The sequence below is a fragment of the Burkholderia sp. BCC0419 genome (genome assembly GCF_902830285.1).
Taxonomy (GTDB): Bacteria; Pseudomonadota; Gammaproteobacteria; order Burkholderiales; family Burkholderiaceae; genus Burkholderia.
Genome location: NZ_CADESR010000001.1, coordinates 1,589,642 through 1,612,303, shown reverse-complemented (window position 1 = coordinate 1,612,303; position 22,662 = coordinate 1,589,642). Strand labels below are relative to the sequence as shown.

Genomic DNA, 22,662 nt, shown 5'->3' with positions numbered 1-22,662 from the left:
GACAACGCTCCCGCCGAGCCCTAACGTCGAAGCCTCGCCATTACGGAGTTGAAAATGAATACGAGAATCGCATTGGTCACCGGTGCCTCCTCGGGGATCGGCGATGCCACGGCCCGCCTTCTCAAAAAAAATGGACTTACCGTCTACGCCGCAGCGCGTCGGGTTGAACAGATGAAGCCTCTGGAAGCTGCCGGCATTCATGTCTTGCCGCTTGATGTCACGGATGAGACATCGGTCCGAACCTGCATCGAAACTATTCTAGAGCGAGAAGGCCGGATCGACATTCTGGTGAACAACGCGGGCTATGGCTCCTATGGCGCTGTCGAGGACGTGACCATCGAGGAGGCCCGGCGGCAGTTCGAGGTGAATATCTTCGGGCTTGCTCGCCTGACCCAGCTGGTCCTGCCGAAAATGCGAGAGAACCGCTTCGGCAAGATCGTCAACGTCACATCGGTCGGTGGAAAAATCTATACGCTCTTCGGTGCTTGGTATCACGCCACCAAGCACGCGCTCGAGGGCTGGTCGGATGCCCTGCGAATTGAGACGGCGCCCTTCAATGTCGATGTCGTTATCGTTGAACCGGGTGGCATTCGAACGCCATGGGGCGCTATCGCTGTCGATCATCTCCGGAAGACGTCCGGGTCGGGCGCGTATGCTGCGGCGGTGGCCACGGCAGCCGATGGCATGGCCAAGCTCTACGCCGGCAAGCAGCTCTCGGACCCTTCGGTCATCGCGCAAACCATCGCCAAGGCGGTAACCGTAGCCAAGCCCCGGACCCGATACGCCGCGGGCTACATGGCGAGGCCTGTTCTATTCCTGCGCTGGCTTCTGCCGGATCGCCTGTTTGATCGGATCATTGTATCGATTGCCTAACCCGTCTTGTTCACGACCGTGGATATGCTGGCGGATGAGCAATTCCTTTGCGTAGGAGTCGGATGTAAAAGCCAGTCCTGTCGACTACTACCCATCGAATTCCCGTCAGGATATCGCGATAACGGCGGAAAGGGATACCGGGCCGGTCCAGTGGAAGGCCCGGGATTCGGCTCGGGCGTGGGAAAGAAGCGGCACGCCGGATGGCGTCGAGCTCTCCAGATAATGAATAACAGCGATCGGCTTGGGAGCCGCACATTCTCGGGGGAAATTCTCCGATGACACAAGACGTCATGAGCGAAACAAACATCGACCCTGGAAAAGCGGAGGGTGGCAAAGGCGGTTGCGGTTGCGGTTGCCGCCGCCCCGACAGCTTCGATTTCTTCCTTGCCTGGCTTGCCAATCCTCTGCGGGTGGCGTCCATCATCCCGTCGAGCAACCATCTTGCGCTCGCCATCACGCAGGAGATTTCTCCGTCTAGCGGACCTGTGCTGGAGCTCGGACCGGGAACCGGCGTCTTCACACGCGCAATGCTTGCCCGGGGCGTAGCGGAGGACGATCTCGTCCTGATCGAAAGTGGCGACGAGTTCCTGGCCGGACTGCGCCAGCAGTTTCCCAAGGCGAAGCTTCTTCATAAGGACGCCGCGTCTCTGAGGTCACTCGACGTCTTCAGTGAGCGCAAGGCTGGCGCGGTTGTGAGCGGCTTGCCGCTACTGTCCATGTCCCCTCGCAAGGTGGCGAACGTTTTGCGCGGCGCGTTTCATCATTTGCGATTCGACGGTGCCTTCTACCAGTTTACATACGGAGCGCGCTGCCCTGTATCGCGCCGGCTGCTGGACAGGCTCGGATTGAAAGCCTTGCGGGTCAGCACCACCTATTTCAATCTTCCACCGGCCGGCGTCTATCGGATAACGCGCCGTAAGTTGTTGAACTGAACGGTCCGGCCGACGGCTTGCATAGATGATGTAACAGCGCGCCGACTTCCTGGCCGAACAGGGGCTGGCCGAGTGGCGGGGGCATCGCGTGATCATCACCCGTAACCTGCCGACAGCGCTGCGCGATCGCGAACCGGCGCAGGCCACCCCGTGGGCAGGACGGACAATTTCAGCCTGCTGCTACAGGTCTCCGCCTCCGTCTGTGCCCTGTCATTCCTAGCGATCGTGCCATTGGCGCCCCCCGTTTCCTGGGGCGCTGGCTCGCGCCGCACTACAAAAACCTTTTGACCTTGCTACTCCGACGTACCTCACGGCACGTTACGAGCCATCGTGCCCTGCATTGGCGTTGCAGGCTCAGCCCTGACGTATGGCGCGATCCGATTGAAGAACGGCGCGAGTCGCTACTGACAACGCCCGCGCCGAGCCTTAACGTCGAAGCCTTGCCACAAGGAGTCTCAAATGACCAAAACTGTTCTCATTACCGGTACTTCAACGGGACTGGGTCGAGCCGCAGCCAAGCACTTCCATACGCAGGGCTGGAACGTAATCGCAACGATGCGTACACCCGATAAAGAGTCGGAGCTAACACAGCTTGAACGCACTCTGGTCACACGCCTCGATGTGGAGGACGTCGCTTCCATCCGCTCGGCAGTTGATGCCGGGATCGCAAGATTCGGTCGCATCGATGTGCTGGTGAACAACGCGGGCTACGGTGCATACGGCCCCCTCGAGGCAACGGCTGCCGAGAAAATTCGCCGTCAGTTTGAGGTAAACGTGCTCGGCCTGCTGGCAACGACGCAGGCCGTATTGCCCCACTTCCGCTCGAACCGTAGTGGCACCATCGTCAACATCTCATCGGTAGGTGGACGATTGGCCCTTCCGCTTGGGACGCTGTACCACGGTACAAAGTTCGCCGTGGAGGGGATTTCCGAAGCGCTGCACTACGAGGTTGGCGCGTTCGGGGTCCGCGTCAAGATTATTGAGCCTGGCGGTATCAAGACCGACTTCGGTGGGCGTTCCTTTGACTTTAACAATGATCCGAACCTCACCGAATATCAGCCTCTCGTGCAGTCGCTGCTCAGTGCAATGGGTCCAATGATGGCGCAAGGCTCGCAGCCTGAAGAAGTAGCCGAGGTCATATTCGCCGCAGCAACGGACGGAACGGACCAGCTTCGCTACGAGGCGGGAGCAGGCGGCATCCAGATGTTGAAGAGCCGTCGCGAGACCGATGACGCCACCTTCTTCAATAGCATTAAGGCACTGCTGGGACTTGGCGCTTGAGCGTGTCGTAAGGAATGAAACGGCCGTGTGGCAATCTGAGTCGAATATGGCGCAATATGATTGCCACGCGGCACGACTTGATAGAACGAATAGACCATGACAGAGCTGGCATATTCACTCGATACCACTTGGCGCACGCTTCTGAAGGACCTCGGGATCGTGCCTGCCAACGTGCTGCGTCGTGCAGGGCTGCCCGATGACCTTCTCGAACAGCCATCAGTCCGTCTCGCAACTGATGACTATTATCGGCTTTGGAACAGTATCGAAGTCGAGTCGGGAGAATCATTGTTTCCCCTTCGGGTATGTCAGGCCGTTCGGAGCGAGTCCTTCTCTCCGCTACTGTTCGCGGCGCTTTGCAGCCCGAATCTGCTCGTCGCTGCGCAGCGCATCGCGCGTTTCAAGCGGCTCATCGCGCCGATACGTGTGGATGTGTTGCAGACACACAGCCTTATGACGGTAGAAGTGACATGGCTCGATAGTTCGCTGTCGCCACCGGCGTCATTGGTTGTTTTGGAACTCCTCTTCTGCGTGACGCTCGCCCGCATGGGAACTCGAGAATCAGTGCGGCCGCTCGAAGTCACCACGACGGTTCTGCCGTCCCCCTTGGCACCATATGAGGATTTTCTCGGAGCACGCGTGAAGCGGGGCACCCGTCACCAAGTCAAGTTTTCGGCCGCCGATGCAACACGTCCATTCGTCACATCAAACGAACCACTGTGGGCAGCGTTCGAGCCGGAATTACGCAAGCGCCTCGTCGATCTAAACGCATCGGCGACGACCGCGATGCGCGTCCGGGCAGCCCTGCTTGAAGGGCTTCCCAGCGGGCTCGTTACGATCGAAGACATCGCCCGGAAGCTTGCTCTAAGTAAGCGAACGCTCCAGCGACGAGTCGAGTCGGAAGGCACAAGCTATCAGGAGATACTAAGCCACACACGCGCGGATCTAGCTCGGCACTATTTGGCAAAAACTACGCTGTCGGCCGCAGAGATTTCGTTCCTGCTTGGCTTCGATGAACCAAACTCCTTTTACCGCGCTTTTCGAACGTGGGCGGGGACCACTCCTGAAGCGGTTCGAAATCAAGCCAGGAACGACGCTCTCCGAGGTGGCGGTGCAAATCCGGACAGCGGGTGAATGGTGCGGCCACGGCCTGAGCCAGCGATAATGCAGGCAAAGGAACCGAGGAAATGACGAAACGAACCCGACGCATGCGCTCAGCGGCGCTTAAAGCGAAAGTGGCCCTGGCGGCTGCCAAGGGCGAGCGCACGCTGGCCAAACTGGCGCAGCAGTTCGATGTGCATCCGAACCAGATCACGGAGTGGAAACGACCTATCGCAGTGCCTGTTTGACAGGCTGCGCATCAAGTCTGGGGACAGCCGTTCGATCAACGGCTCGACGTACCCCTGCACGTCGCTTGCCCTATTGCTCGACTTCCGCGATTGAATTACAACGATATGGCCGCGAAGGTTTCCGACCTGAATAGCAGGATTCTCGACGCGCAACAGTCACTGTTCGCGCACAACGTGCTGCCTCGAAGCAGCGAAGACCGCCCTAGCCGAGCGCGGCCGGTATGTACCGTGAATGTTCGATACGCCAACTCCACTGGCCAAGGTCAACGACCTGTACCTGGAGGACGGAATAGCTGGATGGCGCGGTGATCGTGGGCCAGTCGGTGCGGTCTGGGGGCTGGCCTGGATACAACAAAAAGCCCGCCGAGTACGACTTGGCGGGCCTCTTGGGTACAACCGGGTACATCAGATTGGGTACAGGCTAGAGCAATTACTCCTGCCCCTGACTCGTCAGGAACTCCTCATAATTCCCGCCGAAGTCGAACAACGTCCCATCCGTCTTCACTTCGATGATCCGGTTCGCCAGCCCGCTCACGAACTCACGGTCGTGCGACACGAAAATCAGCGTGCCTTCGAACTGCTCGAGCGCGATCTGCAGCGACTCGATCGATTCCATGTCCATGTGGTTGGTCGGCTCGTCCATCAGCAGCACGTTGTGGCGGCCGAGCATCAGCTTGCCCCAGATCATGCGACCCTTCTCGCCGCCCGACAGCACCTTCACCGACTTCCTGATGTCGTCCGACGAGAACAGCAGGCGGCCCAGCGTGCCGCGCACCATCGTTTCGTCGTCGCCGTCCTTGCGGTACTGGTCGATCCAGTCCATCAGCGTGATGTCGTTCGGGAACTCTTCGTACGTGTCCTGCGGCATGTAGCCGACATTCGCGTTCTCGGACCACTTCACGGTGCCGTGATCGAGCGGCAGCGCGCCGAGCAGCGAGCGCAGCAGCGTCGTCTTGCCCGCGCCGTTCTCGCCGATGATCGCGATGCGCTCGCCCGGCTGCACCGACAGGTTGAAGTTCTGGAAGATCGTGCGCTCGTACTTCTTCGTGATCTCCTCGGCGACCACCGCGACGTTGTGCAGCTTCTTCTCGAACTCGAAGCGGATGAACGGGTTCTGGCGCGACGACGGCTTGAATTCCTCGATCTTGATCTTGTCGATCTGCTTCGCGCGGCTGGTTGCCTGGCGGGCCTTCGACTTGTTCGCCGAGAAGCGGCGCACGAAGTCCTGCAGCTCGGCCACGCGTTCCTTCGCACGCGTATTCGCCGCGGCCTGACGCTCACGCGCCTGTGCCGATGCGAGCATGTAGTCGTCGTAGTTGCCCGGCCAGACCTTCAGCGTGCCGAAGTCCATGTCGGCCATGTGCGTGCACACCGAGTTCAGGAAGTGACGATCGTGCGAGATGATGATCATCGTCGAGTTGTACTCGTTGAGCGTTTGCTCGAGCCAACGAATCGAGTTGATGTCGAGGTTGTTGGTCGGTTCGTCGAGCAGCAGCACGTCCGGCTTCGAGAACAGCGCCTGCGCGAGCAGCACGCGCAGCTTCCAGCCCGGCGCGACGTCAGCCATCGTGCCGGTGTGGAACTTCTCCTCGATGCCGATGCCGAGCAGCAGCGCGCCCGCGCGCGCCTCGGCGTCGTAGCCGCCGTATTCGGCGAACTTGCCTTCGAGCTCGGCCGCGTGCATGTAGTCGTCGTCGGTGGCTTCCGGGTTCGCATAGATCGCGTCACGCTCGGCCATCGCGGCCCACATCTCGGTGTGGCCCATCATCACGACGTCGAGCACGCGCACGTCTTCGTACGCGAACTGGTCCTGGCGCAGCTTGCCGAGGCGGACGTTCGGCTCCAGCGCGACGTTGCCGGCGCTCGGCTCGAGGTCGCCGCCGAGGATCTTCATGAAGGTCGACTTGCCACAGCCGTTTGCGCCGATCAGACCGTAGCGGTTGCCCTCGCCGAATTTGACCGAGATATTCTCGAACAAGGGCTTCGGCCCGAATTGCATCGTGATGTTGGCAGTTGAAAGCACGGCAGGTCCCGTTAAGAGAGAAATCGACGGAAAACCGTGTATTTTAGCAGGTGTCGGAGAAACTGCCGACCGCACCGGCCCCGGCAGCGCATTCCAGGCCCTCCGGCCCGCCGCCCGGCGGCCCGTCAACACGACGGCACGCGCCCCCCACGGCCGTCTTACCGGAATCCCGCATGCTCGCCAGCCAGCTTCGCGAACAACTCGTCGGCGCATGGCGCCTCGTGTCCTACGAAATCCGCCCGTGCGACGGCAGCGCGGTCGCCTATCCGCTCGGCCGCGACGCGCGCGGCTGGATCCTCTATACGCCGGACGGCTACATGTCCGCCCAGCTCATGGCCGCCGGCCGACCGCGCTACACAAACGGTGACCTCCAGGGCGGCACCGACGACGAATGCGCGACCGCCGCGCGCGGCTACATCGCTTATTCCGGCCCCTTTCAGGTGGCCGACGACGGCACGCTGACCCACGAAATGGACGTCAGCCTGTTCCCGAACTGGGTCGGCAACGTCCAGCAGCGGGCCGTCATGCTCGACGGCGATCGCCTGCAGCTCGGCACCGTCGCGCCGGTGCGGATCGACGGCCGCGAAGTCGAGGCCGTGCTGCTGTGGGCGCGCGCGGGCCGCTGACACGCATCACTTGCCGGCCTTCTTGGCCGCGTTCTGCGCGGCCTGCGCCTTCATCTGCCCGAACAGTTCCGAGCACGGCACGTCGCGGTTGTTGCTCGGCGCGATCAGCGGGATCAGCGCCGCGAACGGGTTGATCAGCCCGAGCCCGACCATCGCGCCGGCGCGCAGCGCGAGCGCGCCCGCATCGACGCCGACCTTCGGGTTCTTGAACGTGCCCTTCGCATACAACGGCGAGCGCAGCGAGAAGACCCGGAAGCCCTTCGTGTGCGGATGGATCTTCAGGTCGATCGATTCGTCGCGCAGGTTGATCGGGCCGTCGACGTTGATCAGCGCATCATCGGTATCGAGCGCGAAGACCTTCGGCTCGAGCATGCCGTCGTTCGCGACGAAATCGATCGCCGCGCAATTGATGTTGACGTCGCGGTTGCCGAACAGCTTCTCGTAGACGACGTTCGCGACGTTCAGGCCCGCCGCCTCCATCAGCAGGAGGCTGATACGGCCGTTGGTGATCAGCGCCTTCACTTCGCCGGTCGACGTCGCCGCGAGCGCGGCCGGCGAATTGCCGGTTGCCGACAGCGACGCATCGCCGTTGATCTCGCCGAGCGCGGTCTGCATCACCTTCTGAGTGGGGAACAACTGCTTGAGCTTCAGGTGGCGCGCGCTCAGCGTGAAGCGCCCCTTGAGCGGCGTGCGGCTGCCGTCGAGATGCGCATTCGTCGCGAGCGTGCCGCCCGCGACGCCGAACTGCAGCGGCTCGAGCGTCAGCACGCCGTCCTGCAGCAGGATGTGCGTGTACAGGTTCGTGATCGGCAATTGCGCGCTCTTGATCAGCTTGCGGCCGGTGAACTTCACGTCCGCATCGATCGCGCTCCAGCGTTCGGTACGGAACGCCGCGACCGGCAGCACGCGATCCGGCGGCTGGCGCGTCATGTCGCCGCGCTTGGCCTTGCTCGCGGCCGAGTCGGCGCCGATCACCGGCGCGAGGTCGGAGAACTGCAGCAGGTTCGACACGAGTTCGCCCGACAGCTTCGGCCGCGGCTCGCGCTGCGCCCACGTGAGCGTGCCGCGGAGATCGCTGCCGCCCACGCGGCCGTTGAAGTTCTCGTAGCGGAACGTGCTCGCGTTCGGCTTGACGTTGCCGATCAGGCGTCCCTCGGTCGCATACGCCGGCGTATCGGGCAGCGTGATGCCGGTGAGTTGGTAAAGGTGCGACATCGACGTGCCCTGCAGCCACAGCCGCAGGTCGAGCGACGCGAGATGCCTCGGATCGGTCAGCGTGCCGACGATCGCGAGCCGCGTATCGCCGGCCTTCACGTCGGCCTGCAGCGGGAACGGCCGCGACGCATCCTGGATCGCGAGCACGCCGCCGACCTTGCCGGTGCCGCTGATCGGCACGTTCTTGTAGCGGCCGTCGACCTTCAGCCCGAAGGCATAGGTCGGGCCGGACGGCTTCGCGGGCGCCGCGGCCCCGCTCGCGCCGGACGCGGCAGCGGCTGCCGACGCGGCAGGCGCGGACGAAGCCGATGGCCCCGACGAACCGGAAGCAGCCGACGCAACGACACTCGCGGCCGACGCACCCGAGGCCGCGGCCGCACTCGCCCCCGACGCCCCTGACGCGGCTTCCGCATCGGCCTTCGCGCCCAGTTGCGCGGCGCCATGCTTGCCGACGCGCTGCGCCGACGCCGCCCGCGACGTCTGCTCCTGTTCCTTCAGCACGTCGCCGAGCGGGATCGGCTGGCCGAGCGTATCGATCGCGACGGTCAAGTCAGCCTTCGTGATCGCGTCGCGATACGTGACGGTGCCCTTCGCGAACCCGAAGCTGTCGAGCCGCACCTTCCACCGCGAAGGTTGCGACGATTGCTTGAACTGGAAGGTCCACGTATTGCTGCCGTCCGCGCGCCGTTCGAGATCGACGGCCGGATTCACGACGTCGATCGACGGGATGACGATTTCATGCGCAAGCAGCGGCAGGACCGCGAGATCGAAGTGCGCGGCATCGAGTGTGACGAACTTGGGCGCCGTCGCCCAGTCGGGATTGCCGATCTCGAGCTGCGTGGCCGAGAAGCTCGGCCAGGGCACCCACGCGCGCCAGCCGGTCTCGCCATCGGGGCGACGCCAGCCGACCTTGAGATCGCCGTTGATCGCAAACGGGCGGCCAAGTGCCGTACTCACCTGTTCGTTGACCCACGGTTTCGCGCGGTTCCAGTCGAACGTGAAGAGAAAGACGCCGGCCGCCGCGATGAGCACCGCGACGATACCGACGATCCATGCAGCCGATTTGCCGATGGCTCGGGTTAGCGTCATGGCGGTTCCGTTGTTGTTCTGAAGTGTTGCCGCACCATGCCGGGCCGCTTGCGTGGACGAACGGCGCACGACAACTGCGGCTTTTCAATCGGTATTATGGCGCACGACACGGCGACCTCTCGGCGCCATTAACGCTTTTTTTCATTTGTGACATGACCTCCTCCACCGGCCTCATCGATGCGCAGCACATCACGCGGCGCGACGCCAGCAGTGGCAAGGCGCTGCTGGCCCCGACCGATTTCAGCCTCGCCGCGGGATCGCGAATTGCTATCACGGGACCGTCCGGGTCGGGCAAGAGCGTGCTGCTGCGCGCGCTCGCGCTGCTCGACCCGCTCGACGGCGGCCACGTGCTGTGGCGCGGCCGTCGAATCCGGCGCAGTGCGATTCCGCGCTACCGGCGCAGCGTCGCCTATGTCCGCCAGCGCCCCGCGCAAATGGACGGCACCGTCGAGTCGCAATTGCGCTATCCGTATTCGCTCGCGATCTATCGCGACGTCGCGTTCGATCGCGCGCGCGTCGAAGGGCTCGCCGCGCAAGCCGGCCGCGGCGCCGACTTTCTCGACAAGCGCGCGACCGACCTGTCCGGCGGCGAAGCGCAGATTACCGCGCTGCTGCGCGTGCTGCAGCTCGATCCCGACGTGCTGCTGCTCGACGAGCCGACTTCCGCGCTCGACCCCGAATCGGCGCGCGCGATCGAAGCGCTCGTCGGCGCGTGGTTCGACGCGGCGCCCGACGCACGGGCCTACATGTGGATCTCGCACGATCCGGCCCAGGCCGCGCGGATCGGCACGATGCGGCTCGTGATGCAGGCCGGCGTCCTGCACGCGGCCACCCCGGCGGAGGCTGCGCAATGAGCCCGGCACTGCAGGACCTGAGCCTCGTCGACGTCGGCATCGCCGCCGCGCTCGTCGCCGTCAACGGCGCGATCTCGGCGGCGCTGTCACTCGGCCTCGGCCGCAAGCTCGCGCTCGCGGCGGTGCGCACCGTCGTGCAGTTGCTCGCGATCGGCTACGTGCTGGGCTGGGTGTTCGGCCATCCGCACTGGTACGTCGTGCTGCCGCTCACCGCGCTGATGACGCTGATCGCCGGTTTCGCCGGCGCGGGGCGCGGCAAGCGCACGTACCGCGGCCAGCGCATCGACAGCATCGCGTCGATCTGGTTCAGCAGCTGGTTCGTCGCGGCGGTCGGCCTGTTCGTCGTGATCCGCATCCATCCGTGGTTCGCGCCGCAATATGCGATCCCGATCCTCGGGATGATTCTCGGCAATACGCTGACGGGCGTCTCGCTCGGCGTCGAGCGGATGATGGAAGAACTCACCGCGCGGCGCGATCGCGTCGAAACCGCGCTCGCACTGGGCGCGACGCGCTGGGAAGCCGCGCAGGACGCCGCGCGCCAGGCCGTGCGCGCGGGCATGCTGCCGACGCTGAACCAGATGGCGGTGGTCGGCGTCGTGAGCCTGCCGGGGATGATGACGGGCCAGGTGCTGGCCGGCCAGTCGCCGCTGCAGGCCGTGCGCTACCAGATCGTGATCATGTTCCTGATCGCCGCGGCGTCCGCGCTCGGCACCGTCGGCGCGGTGCTGATGACCTATCGCCGGCTGTTCTCGGCCGATCACCGCTTTCTCGCGTCGCGGCTCGAAGAGCGTACGCACTGACGCGCGGCGGCGGCACGCGACGTGCGAAGTTTCATCGGGATGTCCTGACCGGAAGGACAGGATGCGGGCGAGCATGACGTGACATCCGCATGACGTCACACGCATCGCCGTCGCACGGCCGTCGCGCCGTACCGCGGAGCAGGCAGCGGACGCATTGCAACGGCGGCACGGCACGACCTGCTCGCGTGCCGCACTGCTCGTTCCGCCAATCTAACCGGTTGCGCGCGCACCGGACGAAACGCCGGCCCGCACGCGCCGCTCAATGCTTGATCGACACCGTCACCTTGGTACCGTCGCTCATCGCCACGGACTTCGACCCGCCGTTGGTCGGAATCGACACCCACTTCACCTGGCTCACCGACACGACGTCCGGACACTGCAGCGACTTGCCGCCGGCCGTCACGCTGCGCGTGCCCTTCGGCGCGGCTGCCTGGAAGCTCAACTGCACGTTGGCGACACCCTTTGCGTCGACCGACGGTGCGAGCCGCACCTGGGTCTGCCGCACCATCGCGCCGTTCGCGTCGCGCGGCAGGTTGTCGGCGTTCGGGCAGCCGTCCGGCATCGCGACCGCACCGCTCGGCGGCACCGACTTCCAGTTGAAATCGTCCGTCTCGCCCGAGCGGATCTTGCGGGTCTCCTGCGTATTGCCGAAGGTCTTCGAGTCGACCTTGACGGTATATTCGAGCTGTCCCGTACCGCCGCCCTTCAGGCTGCCCTTGACCGGCGGCGCCGCGAATACGCTCGCGCTGACGCACGCCGCCGCGAACACGACCGACCACGATGCGGCGACCGACAAGCTGCGTTGGCTCATGCTGACCTCCTTGTAATGCGGCACGCGCGTGCCGCGCGGTTTTCGATGCATGATGCGCTGCCAGTCTACCGCCAAGCGGGATGCAATGCGCCGCAAACGCATCGGGTGTTACCCCGCTTGCGTTCGCGGCGCCGCAACTTTATTGACGCGTGCTGCCGGCTCAGAACCCGCTCAGCACGAGCTTGCCGATCGCGCGCCCGCCCTCGAGCATCCGGTGCGCACGCCGCACGTTCTCGGCATTGATCGTGCCGAGCTGTTCGCCGAGCGTCGTGCGCAGCGTGCCGCCGTCGACGAGCCGCGCGACCTCGCTCAGGATCTTGTGCTGCTCGATCATGTCCGGCGTCTCGAACATCGCGCGCGTGAACATGAACTCCCAGTGAAACGCGGCGCTCTTCGCCTTCAGCAGCTCGACCGGAATCGGCTTCTCGTTCTCGACGATCGTGCAAATGCCGCCCTGCGGCCGGATTACCTCCGCCGCGGCGGGGAAATGGCGATCCGTATCGTTGAAGATCAGCACGTAGTCGACGTCCGGATGGCCGATTTCACGCAACTGCGCGGGCAGGTCGCCGAAATGATCGACCACCTCGTCCGCGCCGAGCGAGCGCACCCATTCGGCCGACGCCGGCCGCGACGCGGTCGCGATCACGTGCAGCTTGCCGAGCGTCTTCGCGAGCTGGATCGCGATCGAGCCCACGCCGCCCGCGCCGCCGATGATCAGCACCGACTTGCCCGCGTCCGCGCCCTGCGGCGACACGCGCAACCGGTCGAACAGCGCTTCCCACGCGGTCAGCGCGGTGAGCGGCAGCGCGGCCGCCGCCGCGAAGTCGAGCGTGCGCGGCTTCAGCGCGGCGATCCGCTCGTCGACCGCGTGGAACTCGCTGTTCGCGCCGGGCCGCGTGATGCTGCCCGCGTAGAACACTTCGTCGCCGGGCCGGAACAGCGTGACGTCGGCGCCGACCGCGACGACCGTGCCGGCCGCATCCCAGCCGAGCACCCGCGGCGTCTCCTCGACCTGCGGCTTCGGCGCACGCACCTTGGTGTCGACCGGGTTCACGGAAATCGCCTCGACCTTCACGAGCAGATCGCGCGGGCCCGGCACGGGCTGCGGCAGTTCGACGTCGAGCAACGCTTGCGGGTCGTCGATCGGCAGATAACGGGTCAATCCAACGGCTTTCATCTCGATACTCCTTTCAGGGAATCCGGCAGGCTGCGGCGCAACCTCCATGCGTGCCATCGTAGGCAACCCGATCATTCGAGAAAACCGCTATATTTCCTGAAACATTTTCAGGAATTTCAGAATAATGACGTCCGATCCCAGGTCTGATCCCATTCCGGCGCCCGACAAGCCGCTCGACCTGCTCGACGTCGCGCTGTTCGTGCGTGCGGCACTGCTCGCGAACGTCAGCGCGGCCGGACGCGAATTCGGCGTGTCGGCCGCGGTCGCGAGCGCGCGCATCGCGCAGCTCGAACGCCAGCTCGGTGCGCGGCTGCTGCACCGCACCACGCGCCGCATCAGCCTCACGCAGGACGGCGAAGTCTTCATGGCGCGCGCCGACGCGCTGCTGGCGGCCGCCGATGCCGCGCGCGCATCGGTCGGCCACGGTCGCAGCGAGCCGTACGGGAGGCTGAAGGTATCGATGTCGTCGTCGTTCGGCCGCCAGCACGTCGCGCCGGTGATTCCCGTGTTCCTGCGCCGCTACCCGTCCGTGTCGCTCGATCTGCGGCTGTCCGACGAGATCATCGATCTGGTCGACGACGGCTACGACGTCGCGATCCGCCTCGGCGCGCTGAAGGATTCGACGCTCGTCGCCCGCAAGCTCGCCACCAACCGCCGCGTGCTGTGCTGCTCGCCCGCCTATCTCGCCAAACACGGTGCCCCGCGCCATCCGGCCGACCTGACGCAGCACGAGTGCGTGATCCTCGGCGACCAGCGCGACTGGTCGTTCGCGACGCCGCAGGGCCCGCTCACGGTGCGGGTCGGCGGCCGGCTCGTCGCGAGCAACGGCGAGGCGATCCGCGAAGCGCTCGTCGACGGCTTCGGGATCGCGATCAAGTCGACCTGGGACGTCGGCCCGCTGCTCGCGAGCGGCGCGCTCGTCACCTTGCTCGACGACTACCCGTTCGCGGAGGACGTCGCGATCTGGGCCGTCTATCCGAGCCGCGCGCACGTGCCGCTGAAAACGCTCGCGTTCATCGCGTTCCTGGCCGAGCATTTCGGCGATCCGCCGTACTGGGATCATGCGCACGGGCGATAGCCGGCATCGACCGGAGAATCGCCGTACGCATGGATCCCGGCAACTGGCGGTCCGGTATCTGGTATCCGATAGCTATCCGATAGCTATCCGATACCAACCGGCTACAATGACGCGATCGCGACGCACTGGTCCGCAGCCGAACGGGACCTTCGTTCGCAGGCAGCCGCCCGTTGGCCGTGCATGCATTTCATTCGCTTCCCTACCATCCCGTCATGACCCACAATCTCGTCATCCAGAGTCTTTCGCCGCTGTCGGACGCCCATCACAAACCGCTGCTCGCGCTGTCGCGCGGCACCCGCATCGTGCAGACCGACGAGCACGCGCTGCGCGTCGAAAACGCGAGCCCGGCGCAACGCCTCGACATCGACGCATACTGCGGCACGCATGCGCTCGACTTCGGGTTCGTCGAGGCCGGCCGCACGCTCGGCGATTTCGGGCTCGCGGTGATGGACATGGATTCGACGCTGATCACGATCGAATGCATCGACGAGATCGCCGATTTCTGCGGGCTGAAAACGCAGGTCGCGGAAATCACCGAAGCGGCGATGCGCGGCGAGATCCGCGACTTCAACGAAAGCCTCACGCGCCGCGTCGCGCTGCTGGCCGGGCTCGACGCGCACGCGCTCGAGCGCGTGTACGAAGAACGGCTGCAACTGTCGCCGGGCGCCGAGACGATGCTGGCCGGCGTGAAGGCCGCCGGCATGAAGACGCTGCTCGTGTCGGGCGGCTTCACGTTCTTCACCGAGCGGCTGAAAGCCCGCCTCGGCCTCGACTACGCGCATGCGAACACGCTCGAGATCGTCGACGGCAAGCTCACCGGCAAGGTGCTCGGCGAAATCGTCAACGCCGACGTGAAGGCGCGCCTGCTGCGCGAGACCTGCGCGTCGCTCGGCCTCGAGCCAAGCCGCGCGATCGCGATGGGCGACGGCTCGAACGACCTGAAGATGATGGCCGAAGCCGGGCTGTCGGTCGCGTTCCACGCGAAGCCCGTCGTGCGCGATGCGGCGACGGTCGCGTTCGACCATGTCGGCCTCGACGGGCTGCTGCGACTGTTCTGATCCCGCGGCACCATCAATGCAAAACGCCGGCGCGATAGAGCATCGCGCCGGCGTTTCGTTTTTGTGCCGGACGTTGCCGGCCAGCGATCAGCCGAGTGCGGCCTGCATCGCGCGCTCGATGTCCGCGCGCAAATCGGCTTCGTCTTCCAGACCGACGTAGAAACGCACCAGCGTGCCGCGATGCGGCCAGTCCGGACGCATCGACGCGACGTCGTAAGGCATCGCGAGGCTGCACGCGCCGCCCCAGCTCCAGCCGATCGCGAACAGCTCGAGCGACTCGACGAAACGGTCGACCTGCTCCGCGCTGTAGCGTGCGTCGAACACCACCGAGAACAGCCCGCCCGCCCCCTTGAAATCACGCATGAACGATGCGTGCCCCGGGCAGTCGGCGAGCTGCGGGTGCAGCACCGCTGCGATCTCCGGCCGCGCCTTCAGCCATTGCGCGAGCGCGAGCGCGCTCTTGCTGTGTGCGTCGAAGCGCACCTGCATGCTCGGCAGGCTGCGCAGCACGAGCGAGCAATCGTCGACCGACACGCCGATCCCGCAGCGCATCCGCGCGAGCTTCAGCTTCGCGTGCAGTTCCGCGTTCGCGGTGATCGTCGCGCCCATCAGCACGTCGCTGCCGCCCGACTGGTACTTGGTCAGCGCCTGCACTGAAATGTCGACGCCGTGCTCGAACGGCTTGAACGCGAGGCCTGCCGAAAAGGTGTTGTCGATCGCGGTGACGATGCCGCGCGCCTTCGCGGCCGCCGTGATCGCCTGCACGTCGGGCACTTCCATCGTCACCGAGCCGGGCGCCTCGATCCAGATCAGCCGCGTGTTCGGCTGGATCAATTCGGCGACGCCGGCGCCGATCAACGGATCGTAGAACCGCACGGTGATGCCGAAATCGTTCGCGAGCCAGTTGCCGAAATCGGCGTTCGGGCCGTACACGTTATGCGGAATCAGCACGTCGTCGCCCGCTTTCACGATCCCGAAGTAGACGTTCATGATCGCCGCGAGGCCCGATGGCTGCAGCAGCGCATGCGTGCCGCCTTCGATCTCGGCGAGCCGCTGCGCGAGCGCGAGCGACGTCGGCGTCGCGTGCAGCCCGTAGCGCCACTGGTTGTCGTCGTGCCAGACCAGCGCGCGCATCGTCGCGAGATCGGGGAACACGACCGTCGACGCGCGCGCGACCGGCGGCACGAACGAACGGAAGCCTTCCGGAATGACGTCGTCGGGTTGAACGATGCGGGTTTGCAGTGCGCGCTTGGGAGTGGATGCAGTCATGACGGGGAGCCGGGAACGAGGCCGTTCGGTTGCGGAATATGTCGTTAGAGTAGCCAAAATCGGCGCGCTTGGCCCGGTACAATGCGCGCCGCGCACACCGAGCCAGCACGCGCTCAGTCGTCGGTACGCAGGTTGCACCGTCTCGATTTCGTGCACGCGGCCGTCGCGCACCTGCAGCGCCGCGCGCTTGCCCGGCGCCAGACGCAGCACGACCGGCTGCGGATCCGACTCGTCCGAGTTCATCCGGTCGGCCTTCAGGTCGCCCGTCGCGTCGAAGCGGCCGATCCACACGCCGGTGATGTTCGTGCCGTCGTTCGACTCCTCGATCTCGAGCGTATCGCCGTCGCGGTCGCCCGCGAGCAGCACGACCTCGCCCGTGTCGGCGAACTGGTATTCGCCGTGCACGCCTTCCTCGTCCGTCTTCGGGCCGAGATGCACGACGATCGGCCGGTCGCCGAGCGTGCCTTCGTAGCGCGGCAGGCGGGCGAACTCGGGATTCGGCTTCAGCGGCCGCGCCGGCGCCGGTTCATCCTGCTGCACGCCCGGTACGACCGCCTGCGCTGCGACCACCGTCGGCATCGCGATGCCCGCTGCCAGCGCACCCGCGACGACGAGCGTCCGTTGCCATTCCGAATATCGACCCACCTTGTGTTGCTCCTTGCTTCAGATTCGCCCGACAATCGCGGACCATGCCGGGTCGAGACCCGGCTCCTGCGTCACCGCGCGAGCTTGCGCGGCGCATGCGCCGGCGTGCGCGTTTTGCGTCAGCCCTGCATCAGGCGTTCCACCGCATCGCGGTGCGGAATCGGCGCGACCGCGCCGTAACCGGTCGTCGACAGCGCCGCCGCCGCGTTCGCATAACGCGCGGCCGCGAATGGATCGTCGCCCGCGACGATCCGCGCGACGAACGCACCGCCGAAGCAGTCGCCCGCGCCGGTCGCGTCGACGGCCTCGACCGCGAAGCCCGGCACGACGCGCCGCTCGTGCGGCGTCGCGACATACGCGCCGTCCTTGCCGAGCTTCAGCGCGACGACCTGCGGCCCGTGTTCGAGCATCGCGTCGACGATCGCGTCGCGATCGTTCGCGCCCGTGAGCGCCGTGACGTCGTCCCAGCTCGGCAGGCAGATGTCCGTCTGCCGCAGCGCCTCGCGCATCACCGCACGGGCACGCGGCAGCGGCCACAGCTTCAGGCGCAGGTTCGTGTCGAAGCTGACCTTCGCGCCGTTGCGACGCGCATGGTCGATCGCCGCGAATGCGGCGTCGCACGCGGCCGTGCTGATCGCAAGACTGATGCCCGACAGGTGCACGGCCTTCGCGGCCGCCAGCGCGTCGAGCGGCAGGTCGCCCGTCGCATAGCGGCTCGCAGCCGACCCTGCGCGCAGATAGTCGAACTGGTGGCCGTCGGCGCCGTGCGTGACGAAATACACGCCGGTCGGCGCCGTGCGGTCGATCCGCACGTACGTCGTGTCGACCTGCTCCGCCGCCCACATGTCGGCCAGCAGGCGGCCGAACGGATCGTCGCCGATCGCCGACACGAAGCCCGTCGACGCGCCCTGGCGCGCCGCCGCGATGCAGAAGTTCGACGTGTCGCCGCCGAAGCCCTGCAGGAATTCAGGACGCCCCGGCTGCGACTGGTTGAATTCGATCATCGCCTCGCCGAGCGCGAGAATCTCCGGAAATGCAGCGGCCATCGCTTACACCTCGCCCCACAGATCGTGGCCGTCGGCGCCCGTGATCTTCACGGACACGAAATCGCCGACCTTGTAGCGTTTCGACGCCTTCACCGCCGGCTCGACGTAGACGACGCCGTCGATCTCCGGCGCATCGGCTGCCGTACGGCCGATGCCGCCTTCTTCGCTGACTTCGTCGATCAGCACCTTGAGCGTCTTGCCGACCTTGCGCTGCATGCGGTTGGCCGACACTTCCTCGGCCACTTCCATGAAGCGCGCGCGACGTTCCTCGCGGACCTCGTCCGGCAGCGCGCCGTCCAGGTCGTTCGCGGTCGCGCCCTCGACCGGCGAATACGCGAAGCAGCCGACCCGATCGAGTTCCGCTTCGCGAACGAAGTCGAGCAGCGTTTCGAACTGTTCTTCCGTCTCGCCGGGGAAGCCCGCGATGAACGTGCTGCGGATCGTCAGGTCCGGGCAGATCTCGCGCCACTTCTGCACGCGCTCGAGCACCTTCTCGGCGTTCGCCGGACGCTTCATGCGCTTCAGCACTTCCGGGTGCGCGTGCTGGAACGGCACGTCGAGATACGGCAGCACGTGGCCCTTGAACGGGCCTTCGGCCATCAGCGGAATCACTTCGTCGACGCTCGGATACGGATACACGTAGTGCAGGCGCACCCACGCGCCGTACTGTGCGGCGAGTTCGCCGAGCGCGGCGACCAGGTCGGTCATGCGCGTCTTGATCGGCTTGCCGTTCCAGAAGCCCGTGCGGTACTTCACATCGACGCCGTATGCGCTCGTGTCCTGCGAGATCACGAGCAGTTCCTTCACGCCCGACTTGAACAGGTTCTCGGCTTCCAGCATCACTTCGGCGACCGGGCGCGATACCAGATCGCCGCGCATCGACGGGATGATGCAGAACGTGCAGCGGTGGTTGCAGCCTTCGGAGATCTTCAGGTATGCGTAGTGACGCGGCGTGAGCTTGATGCCGGCCGCGGGCACGAGATCGACGAACGGATCGTGCGGCTTCGGCAGGTGCGAATGCACGGCCTGCATCACTTCGCCCACCGCGTGCGGGCCGGTGACGGCGAGCACCTTCGGGTGGACTTCCTCGATCAGGTTCGAGCCGCTCGCGCTCGACTTCGCGCCGAGGCAGCCGGTGACGATCACCTTGCCGTTCTCGGTCAGCGCTTCGCCGATCGCGTCGAGGCTTTCCTGCACGGCTTCGTCGATGAAGCCGCAGGTGTTCACGACGACGAGGTCGGCGCCGTCGTAGGTGCCGGAGATTTCATAACCTTCGGCGCGCAGTTGCGTGATGATTTGTTCGGAATCGACGAGCGCTTTCGGGCACCCGAGGGATACGAACCCTACTTTGGGGGATTGGGACATCTGGAATGTGGGGGCGTGGCAGCAAAAGCGTGAGTTTACAGCGATTTAGGGGCGGCGAGCCAAAATGAGCGGCTGGCGACGGCATGGGCCGCCCGCTCGAATACGCGACATGACGGGCGGCGGGTCACGAATCGGAGTTTGATGCGACCCTTTCATTTCGGGGCGAGCGACTGCCGCAGAGGTACGACGTGACCCGGATCGCCCCACGCCAGTTCCTGCTCCGGCTGTTACGACACCTGCGCTCGCGTCCGTGCTTTCTTCCTTTTTGCCACGAAAATTCGAACCCGTCTCATTCCACGGTGAACCCGATGCCACGTAGCATCGAGGGTCGTGCGCCGCGACGCGAAATACGCCTGGCCCCTCGCTGGCCGTGCCGGCCAGCCCCTAACCCTTCACGCTCATCGTGCTCACGAGAAAAAGTCCAATGTCATTGCCGCATTCAATACGGACAGGACTCTCGCTGTGCCTGCTGATCGCAGGCACAGCGATGGCCCAATCCACCCAGGTACCGGGCTTTACCCATGTGCGCTCCCTGGCCGGTATCGACGAATACCGCCTGGACGCCAACGGCCTCACGGTGCTCGCCCTGCCCGACCCTGCCGCACCGGTGGTCAGTTTCCAGGTGTTGTACCGGGTAGGTTCGCGCAACGAGGCCACCGGCACCACCGGCGGCACCCACCTGCTGGAACACCTGATGTTCAAGGGCAGCCGGCACTACACGAAGGAACGGGGCAACTCGGTGAACGACTATCTGGAGCGGGCAGGCGCCAGCTTCAACGCCACCACATCGATGGACCGCACCAACTACTTCGGTACGCTGGAACGCCACGCGCTGGAAGGCTATATCGCCATCGAAGCCGACCGCATGCGCAACCTCCTGCTGCGCCCGGAGGATCTGGCCAGCGAGATGACGGTGGTGCGCAACGAGTACGAGCGGGGCGAGAACCGTCCTTTCCGTGCGTTGTTCCAGCAGGTGCTGGCCACCGCTTACCAGGCGCATCCGTACCACCATCCGACCATCGGCTGGCGCAGCGACATCGAGCATGCCAGCGTGGACAAGCTGCGCAGCTTCTACGACACCTTCTACTGGCCGGACAATGCGGTGGTCATCCTGGTCGGCGATTTCCAGCCGGCGCAGGCGTTGGGCTGGATCAAGCAGTACTACGGCGGCATTCAGCGCGCGCCGCATGCGATCCCGGCGATGATCACCGAGGAGCCCCCGCAACAGGGGCCGCGGCGGCTGGTGCTCAAGCGGGCCGGCGAGACCGGCAGCGTCATCATTGCCTTCAAGGCGCCCAACGCCGTGCATCCCGATGCGGCAGCGCTGATCGTGCTGGGCCTGGTATTGAGCCAGGGCAAGGCCAGCCCGCTGTATCGCACGCTGGTGGACACCGAAGTCGCGACGAACGCCAGCGCCAGCTTCCATGCGTTGCGCGATCCCGGGCCGTTCCTGATCACGGTCAACCTGTCGTCCAATGCCAAACACGACCAGGCCGAGAAAATCGCCTGGGCCGAACTGGAGCACATCAAGACCCAGGGCGTGACTCGCGAGGATATCCAGCGGGTGCTGGGGCCTTACCGGGCCGAGCAAATCTACCAGCGCGACGGCGTCAGCAAGACTTCCGCCCGGCTCGGCGAAGCGGTCGCACAGGGCGATTGGACGCGGTTCGTCACCGAGCTTGAGCAACTGGAAAAGGTCACGCCCGCCGACGTGCAGCGAGTGGCCCGCAAGTACCTCAATGAAGACCAGAGCACCACCGGCTGGTTCGTCCCGGAGAAGTCCACATGATGCGCGTTCGTTTCAAGTGCGTGCGCCCATGGGTAGTGGCATTGGCCATGCTGTGGTTGCCTGTCGTCGCTGAGGCGGGCATCGCCGATCGCGTGGTGCGCGCCCAGGCCGGCAGCATCGACCTGCTGGTCTATCCGATGGCGCCGCGGGAAATGGTGTCCGTTGCCGCGGTGATGCCGCTGGGCAATGCCGACGCGGCCAGCAAGGCGACCAATCCCGCCGTGCCATTGCTGACCGGCATGTTGCTGGAGGCGGGCACCACCCGCCGCGACAAGGTAGCCATCTCGAAGCTGCTGGAGAGCCTGGGCGCCCAGTTGTCGTTCCAGACCGCAGGGGGCTATGTCGGCACGTACGGCAAGAGCCTGACCAGGGATTTACCGACCCTGATCGACCTGATGGCCGAGCAGTTGCGCTTGCCGGCCTTCCAGGCCGAGGAACTGGCCAAGGCCAAGACGCTGCTGGAGGCCGGGGTCCGTCAAAGCGGGGAAGTACCGGGCATACGGGCAAGTGATGCGTTGTCGCTGGCCATCTACCCCGAGGCACACGTCAACGCACCGGTGCCGCGCGAGCGGATGCTCGCGGCCATTGCCGCCGCCACGCTGAAGGACATCAAGGCGTTTCATCGCACGTACTACGGACCGGCGCACATGACCGTGGTCGTGGTGGGCGGCGCGGACCCTCGAAGCCTGCAGACCAAGTTGATCGAGGCCTTCGCGGGCTGGAGCGGCGGCAAGGCACTCGTACGGCAGGGGCCGGCACGCAAAGTAAGTCGGCCCGACACGCAGCGCATCGCGATGAAGGACAAGGCGTCCATCAGCGTGGCGCTGGGGCAGGCCATCGACCTGCGCGCCAGCGACGTCGACTACCTGCCCCTGAGTGCGGGCATCGCGGTCCTGGGCAGCGGCTTCACCGGCCGCTTGATGGCGACCGTCCGCGACCAGGAAGGCCTGACCTACGGCATCGGCGCCGGCCTGTCCGGCCTCTCGCTGATGCAGGGCGGCTTTGTCGTCAACACCAGCTTCGCCCCGCCCCTGCTGGACAAGGGCATCGCCAGCGCCCGCCGCGTGCTGGACGCCTGGTGGAAACAGGGCATTACCCAGGCGGAACTGGATGCGCGCAAGGACGGCATGATCGGTCGCCAGCGGGTCGCCATGGAAACCACCGGGCAGATGGCCGCCATGCTCGCCCAGACGGTGCTTCAGGACCAACCGCTAAGCGACCTGGACACCTACGCCGAGCGTGTCCGTGCGCTGACCGTGGAACAGGTCAACGCCGCCATCCGCAAATACCTGGACCCCGGCAAGATGACGTTGGTGCAAGCGGGGACGTTTGCGGAGAGGTAACGGTCGCTCCGCTTCGTCCCGCCCTCCCGCCCCGGCTTCGGC

At 65.4% G+C, this 22,662-nt stretch carries 18 protein-coding genes and 1 pseudogene; 12 read left to right on the top strand and 7 right to left on the bottom strand.

The window, feature by feature from the left end:
- The first annotated feature begins 54 nt into the window (after positions 1–54).
- The 5 genes and pseudogenes from HWW87_RS07210 to HWW87_RS07190 form a co-directional block, all read left to right on the top strand.
- Positions 55–873, top strand: a complete 819-nt coding sequence (locus HWW87_RS07210) for an oxidoreductase (protein ID WP_175819744.1) — start codon at positions 55–57, stop codon at positions 871–873.
- Between the two features lie 275 nt (positions 874–1,148).
- Positions 1,149–1,805 carry a methyltransferase domain-containing protein gene (locus HWW87_RS07205; RefSeq protein ID WP_175819743.1) on the top strand — a complete coding sequence of 219 codons (657 nt, stop codon included), beginning with the start codon at positions 1,149–1,151 and terminating at the stop codon, positions 1,803–1,805.
- 459 nt (positions 1,806–2,264) lie between these two features.
- The gene (locus HWW87_RS07200; protein WP_175819742.1) at positions 2,265–3,086 is read left to right on the top strand and encodes an SDR family oxidoreductase; all 822 of its coding nucleotides are present in this window, start codon (positions 2,265–2,267) and stop codon (positions 3,084–3,086) included.
- A 96-nt stretch (positions 3,087–3,182) separates the two neighbouring features.
- A complete protein-coding gene (locus HWW87_RS07195) occupies positions 3,183–4,217 on the top strand; it encodes an AraC family transcriptional regulator (protein WP_175819741.1) in 1,035 nt (344 codons plus the stop codon).
- A 53-nt stretch (positions 4,218–4,270) separates the two neighbouring features.
- Positions 4,271–4,408: pseudogene (locus HWW87_RS07190) on the top strand (IS3 family transposase); the annotation flags it as partial.
- Between the two features lie 454 nt (positions 4,409–4,862).
- On the opposite strand, the gene HWW87_RS07185 reads toward HWW87_RS07190, so the two are convergent.
- Positions 4,863–6,455 carry an ABC-F family ATPase gene (locus HWW87_RS07185; protein ID WP_175819740.1) on the bottom strand — a complete coding sequence of 531 codons (1,593 nt, stop codon included), beginning with the start codon at positions 6,453–6,455 and terminating at the stop codon, positions 4,863–4,865.
- Between the two features lie 173 nt (positions 6,456–6,628).
- Here HWW87_RS07185 and HWW87_RS07180 point away from each other — a divergent pair, with 173 nt between their 5' ends.
- A complete protein-coding gene (locus HWW87_RS07180; RefSeq protein WP_175819739.1) occupies positions 6,629–7,081 on the top strand; it encodes a lipocalin-like domain-containing protein in 453 nt (150 codons plus the stop codon).
- Between the two features lie 6 nt (positions 7,082–7,087).
- On the opposite strand, the gene HWW87_RS07175 is transcribed toward HWW87_RS07180, so the two are convergent.
- Positions 7,088–9,385: an AsmA family protein gene (locus HWW87_RS07175; protein ID WP_175819738.1), complete on the bottom strand. Its 2,298-nt coding sequence runs from the start codon at positions 9,383–9,385 to the stop codon at positions 7,088–7,090.
- Between the two features lie 152 nt (positions 9,386–9,537).
- On the opposite strand from HWW87_RS07175, the gene HWW87_RS07170 reads away from it, so the two are divergent.
- Together HWW87_RS07170 and fetB are read left to right on the top strand one after the other, a co-directional pair.
- A complete protein-coding gene (locus HWW87_RS07170) occupies positions 9,538–10,239 on the top strand; it encodes an ATP-binding cassette domain-containing protein (protein ID WP_175819737.1) in 702 nt (233 codons plus the stop codon).
- Positions 10,236–11,039, top strand: coding sequence for an iron export ABC transporter permease subunit FetB (gene fetB, locus HWW87_RS07165; RefSeq protein WP_027784553.1), 804 nt, complete (start codon positions 10,236–10,238; stop codon positions 11,037–11,039). Before HWW87_RS07170 ends, fetB begins: the two co-directional genes overlap by 4 nt.
- Positions 11,040–11,298: 259 nt before the next feature.
- On the opposite strand, the gene HWW87_RS07160 is transcribed toward fetB, so the two are convergent.
- Together HWW87_RS07160 and HWW87_RS07155 are read right to left on the bottom strand one after the other, a co-directional pair.
- Positions 11,299–11,850 carry a DUF6013 family protein gene (locus HWW87_RS07160; protein WP_175819736.1) on the bottom strand — a complete coding sequence of 184 codons (552 nt, stop codon included), beginning with the start codon at positions 11,848–11,850 and terminating at the stop codon, positions 11,299–11,301.
- A 160-nt stretch (positions 11,851–12,010) separates the two neighbouring features.
- Entirely contained in the window at positions 12,011–13,027 is a 1,017-nt protein-coding gene (locus HWW87_RS07155) for a zinc-binding alcohol dehydrogenase family protein (RefSeq protein ID WP_175819735.1), read from the bottom strand.
- 124 nt (positions 13,028–13,151) lie between these two features.
- Here HWW87_RS07155 and HWW87_RS07150 point away from each other — a divergent pair, with 124 nt between their 5' ends.
- Together HWW87_RS07150 and serB are read left to right on the top strand one after the other, a co-directional pair.
- Complete coding sequence (locus HWW87_RS07150; protein ID WP_175819734.1) at positions 13,152–14,105, top strand: LysR family transcriptional regulator; 954 nt, start codon at positions 13,152–13,154, stop codon at positions 14,103–14,105.
- A 212-nt stretch (positions 14,106–14,317) separates the two neighbouring features.
- Entirely contained in the window at positions 14,318–15,163 is an 846-nt protein-coding gene (serB, locus tag HWW87_RS07145) for a phosphoserine phosphatase SerB (RefSeq protein WP_174431613.1), read from the top strand.
- Positions 15,164–15,250: 87 nt separating this feature from the next.
- Here serB and HWW87_RS07140 read toward each other — a convergent pair whose 3' ends face one another.
- The 3 genes from HWW87_RS07140 to rimO all read right to left on the bottom strand — a co-directional run bounded on the left by HWW87_RS07140 (position 15,251) and on the right by rimO (position 19,488).
- Entirely contained in the window at positions 15,251–16,432 is a 1,182-nt protein-coding gene (locus HWW87_RS07140; RefSeq protein WP_175819733.1) for a cystathionine beta-lyase, read from the bottom strand.
- 764 nt (positions 16,433–17,196) lie between these two features.
- On the bottom strand, positions 17,197–18,123 hold the full coding sequence (locus HWW87_RS07130) for a sugar kinase (RefSeq protein WP_175819732.1): 927 nt from the start codon (positions 18,121–18,123) through the stop codon (positions 17,197–17,199).
- A gap of 3 nt (positions 18,124–18,126) precedes the next feature.
- Complete coding sequence (rimO, locus tag HWW87_RS07125; RefSeq protein ID WP_175819731.1) at positions 18,127–19,488, bottom strand: 30S ribosomal protein S12 methylthiotransferase RimO; 1,362 nt, start codon at positions 19,486–19,488, stop codon at positions 18,127–18,129.
- Positions 19,489–19,975: 487 nt separating this feature from the next.
- Here rimO and HWW87_RS07120 point away from each other — a divergent pair, with 487 nt between their 5' ends.
- Together HWW87_RS07120 and HWW87_RS07115 are read left to right on the top strand one after the other, a co-directional pair.
- Positions 19,976–21,277, top strand: a complete 1,302-nt coding sequence (locus HWW87_RS07120) for a pitrilysin family protein (protein ID WP_244107146.1) — start codon at positions 19,976–19,978, stop codon at positions 21,275–21,277.
- Positions 21,274–22,620: a pitrilysin family protein gene (locus HWW87_RS07115; protein ID WP_175819729.1), complete on the top strand. Its 1,347-nt coding sequence runs from the start codon at positions 21,274–21,276 to the stop codon at positions 22,618–22,620. Before HWW87_RS07120 ends, HWW87_RS07115 begins: the two co-directional genes overlap by 4 nt.
- Positions 22,621–22,662: the final 42 nt, after the last annotated feature.

Excerpts from the sequence above, each read along its gene's own strand:
- HWW87_RS07210 (WP_175819744.1), top strand. The coding sequence starts at position 55 with ATGAATACGAGAATCGCATTGGTCACCGGTGCCTCCTCGGGGATCGGC.
- HWW87_RS07120 (WP_244107146.1), top strand. The coding sequence starts at position 19,976 with ATGGCCCAATCCACCCAGGTACCGGGCTTTACCCATGTGCGCTCCCTG.
- HWW87_RS07180 (WP_175819739.1), top strand. The coding sequence starts at position 6,629 with ATGCTCGCCAGCCAGCTTCGCGAACAACTCGTCGGCGCATGGCGCCTC.
- HWW87_RS07130 (WP_175819732.1), bottom strand. The coding sequence starts at position 18,123 with ATGGCCGCTGCATTTCCGGAGATTCTCGCGCTCGGCGAGGCGATGATC.
- HWW87_RS07170 (WP_175819737.1), top strand. The coding sequence starts at position 9,538 with ATGACCTCCTCCACCGGCCTCATCGATGCGCAGCACATCACGCGGCGC.
- HWW87_RS07115 (WP_175819729.1), top strand. The coding sequence starts at position 21,274 with ATGATGCGCGTTCGTTTCAAGTGCGTGCGCCCATGGGTAGTGGCATTG.
- fetB (WP_027784553.1), top strand. The coding sequence starts at position 10,236 with ATGAGCCCGGCACTGCAGGACCTGAGCCTCGTCGACGTCGGCATCGCC.
- HWW87_RS07200 (WP_175819742.1), top strand. The coding sequence starts at position 2,265 with ATGACCAAAACTGTTCTCATTACCGGTACTTCAACGGGACTGGGTCGA.
- HWW87_RS07155 (WP_175819735.1), bottom strand. The coding sequence starts at position 13,027 with ATGAAAGCCGTTGGATTGACCCGTTATCTGCCGATCGACGACCCGCAA.
- HWW87_RS07150 (WP_175819734.1), top strand. The coding sequence starts at position 13,152 with ATGACGTCCGATCCCAGGTCTGATCCCATTCCGGCGCCCGACAAGCCG.
- HWW87_RS07205 (WP_175819743.1), top strand. The coding sequence starts at position 1,149 with ATGACACAAGACGTCATGAGCGAAACAAACATCGACCCTGGAAAAGCG.
- rimO (WP_175819731.1), bottom strand. The coding sequence starts at position 19,488 with ATGTCCCAATCCCCCAAAGTAGGGTTCGTATCCCTCGGGTGCCCGAAA.
- HWW87_RS07140 (WP_175819733.1), bottom strand. The coding sequence starts at position 16,432 with ATGACTGCATCCACTCCCAAGCGCGCACTGCAAACCCGCATCGTTCAA.
- HWW87_RS07195 (WP_175819741.1), top strand. The coding sequence starts at position 3,183 with ATGACAGAGCTGGCATATTCACTCGATACCACTTGGCGCACGCTTCTG.
- HWW87_RS07160 (WP_175819736.1), bottom strand. The coding sequence starts at position 11,850 with ATGAGCCAACGCAGCTTGTCGGTCGCCGCATCGTGGTCGGTCGTGTTC.
- serB (WP_174431613.1), top strand. The coding sequence starts at position 14,318 with ATGACCCACAATCTCGTCATCCAGAGTCTTTCGCCGCTGTCGGACGCC.
- HWW87_RS07175 (WP_175819738.1), bottom strand. The coding sequence starts at position 9,385 with ATGACGCTAACCCGAGCCATCGGCAAATCGGCTGCATGGATCGTCGGT.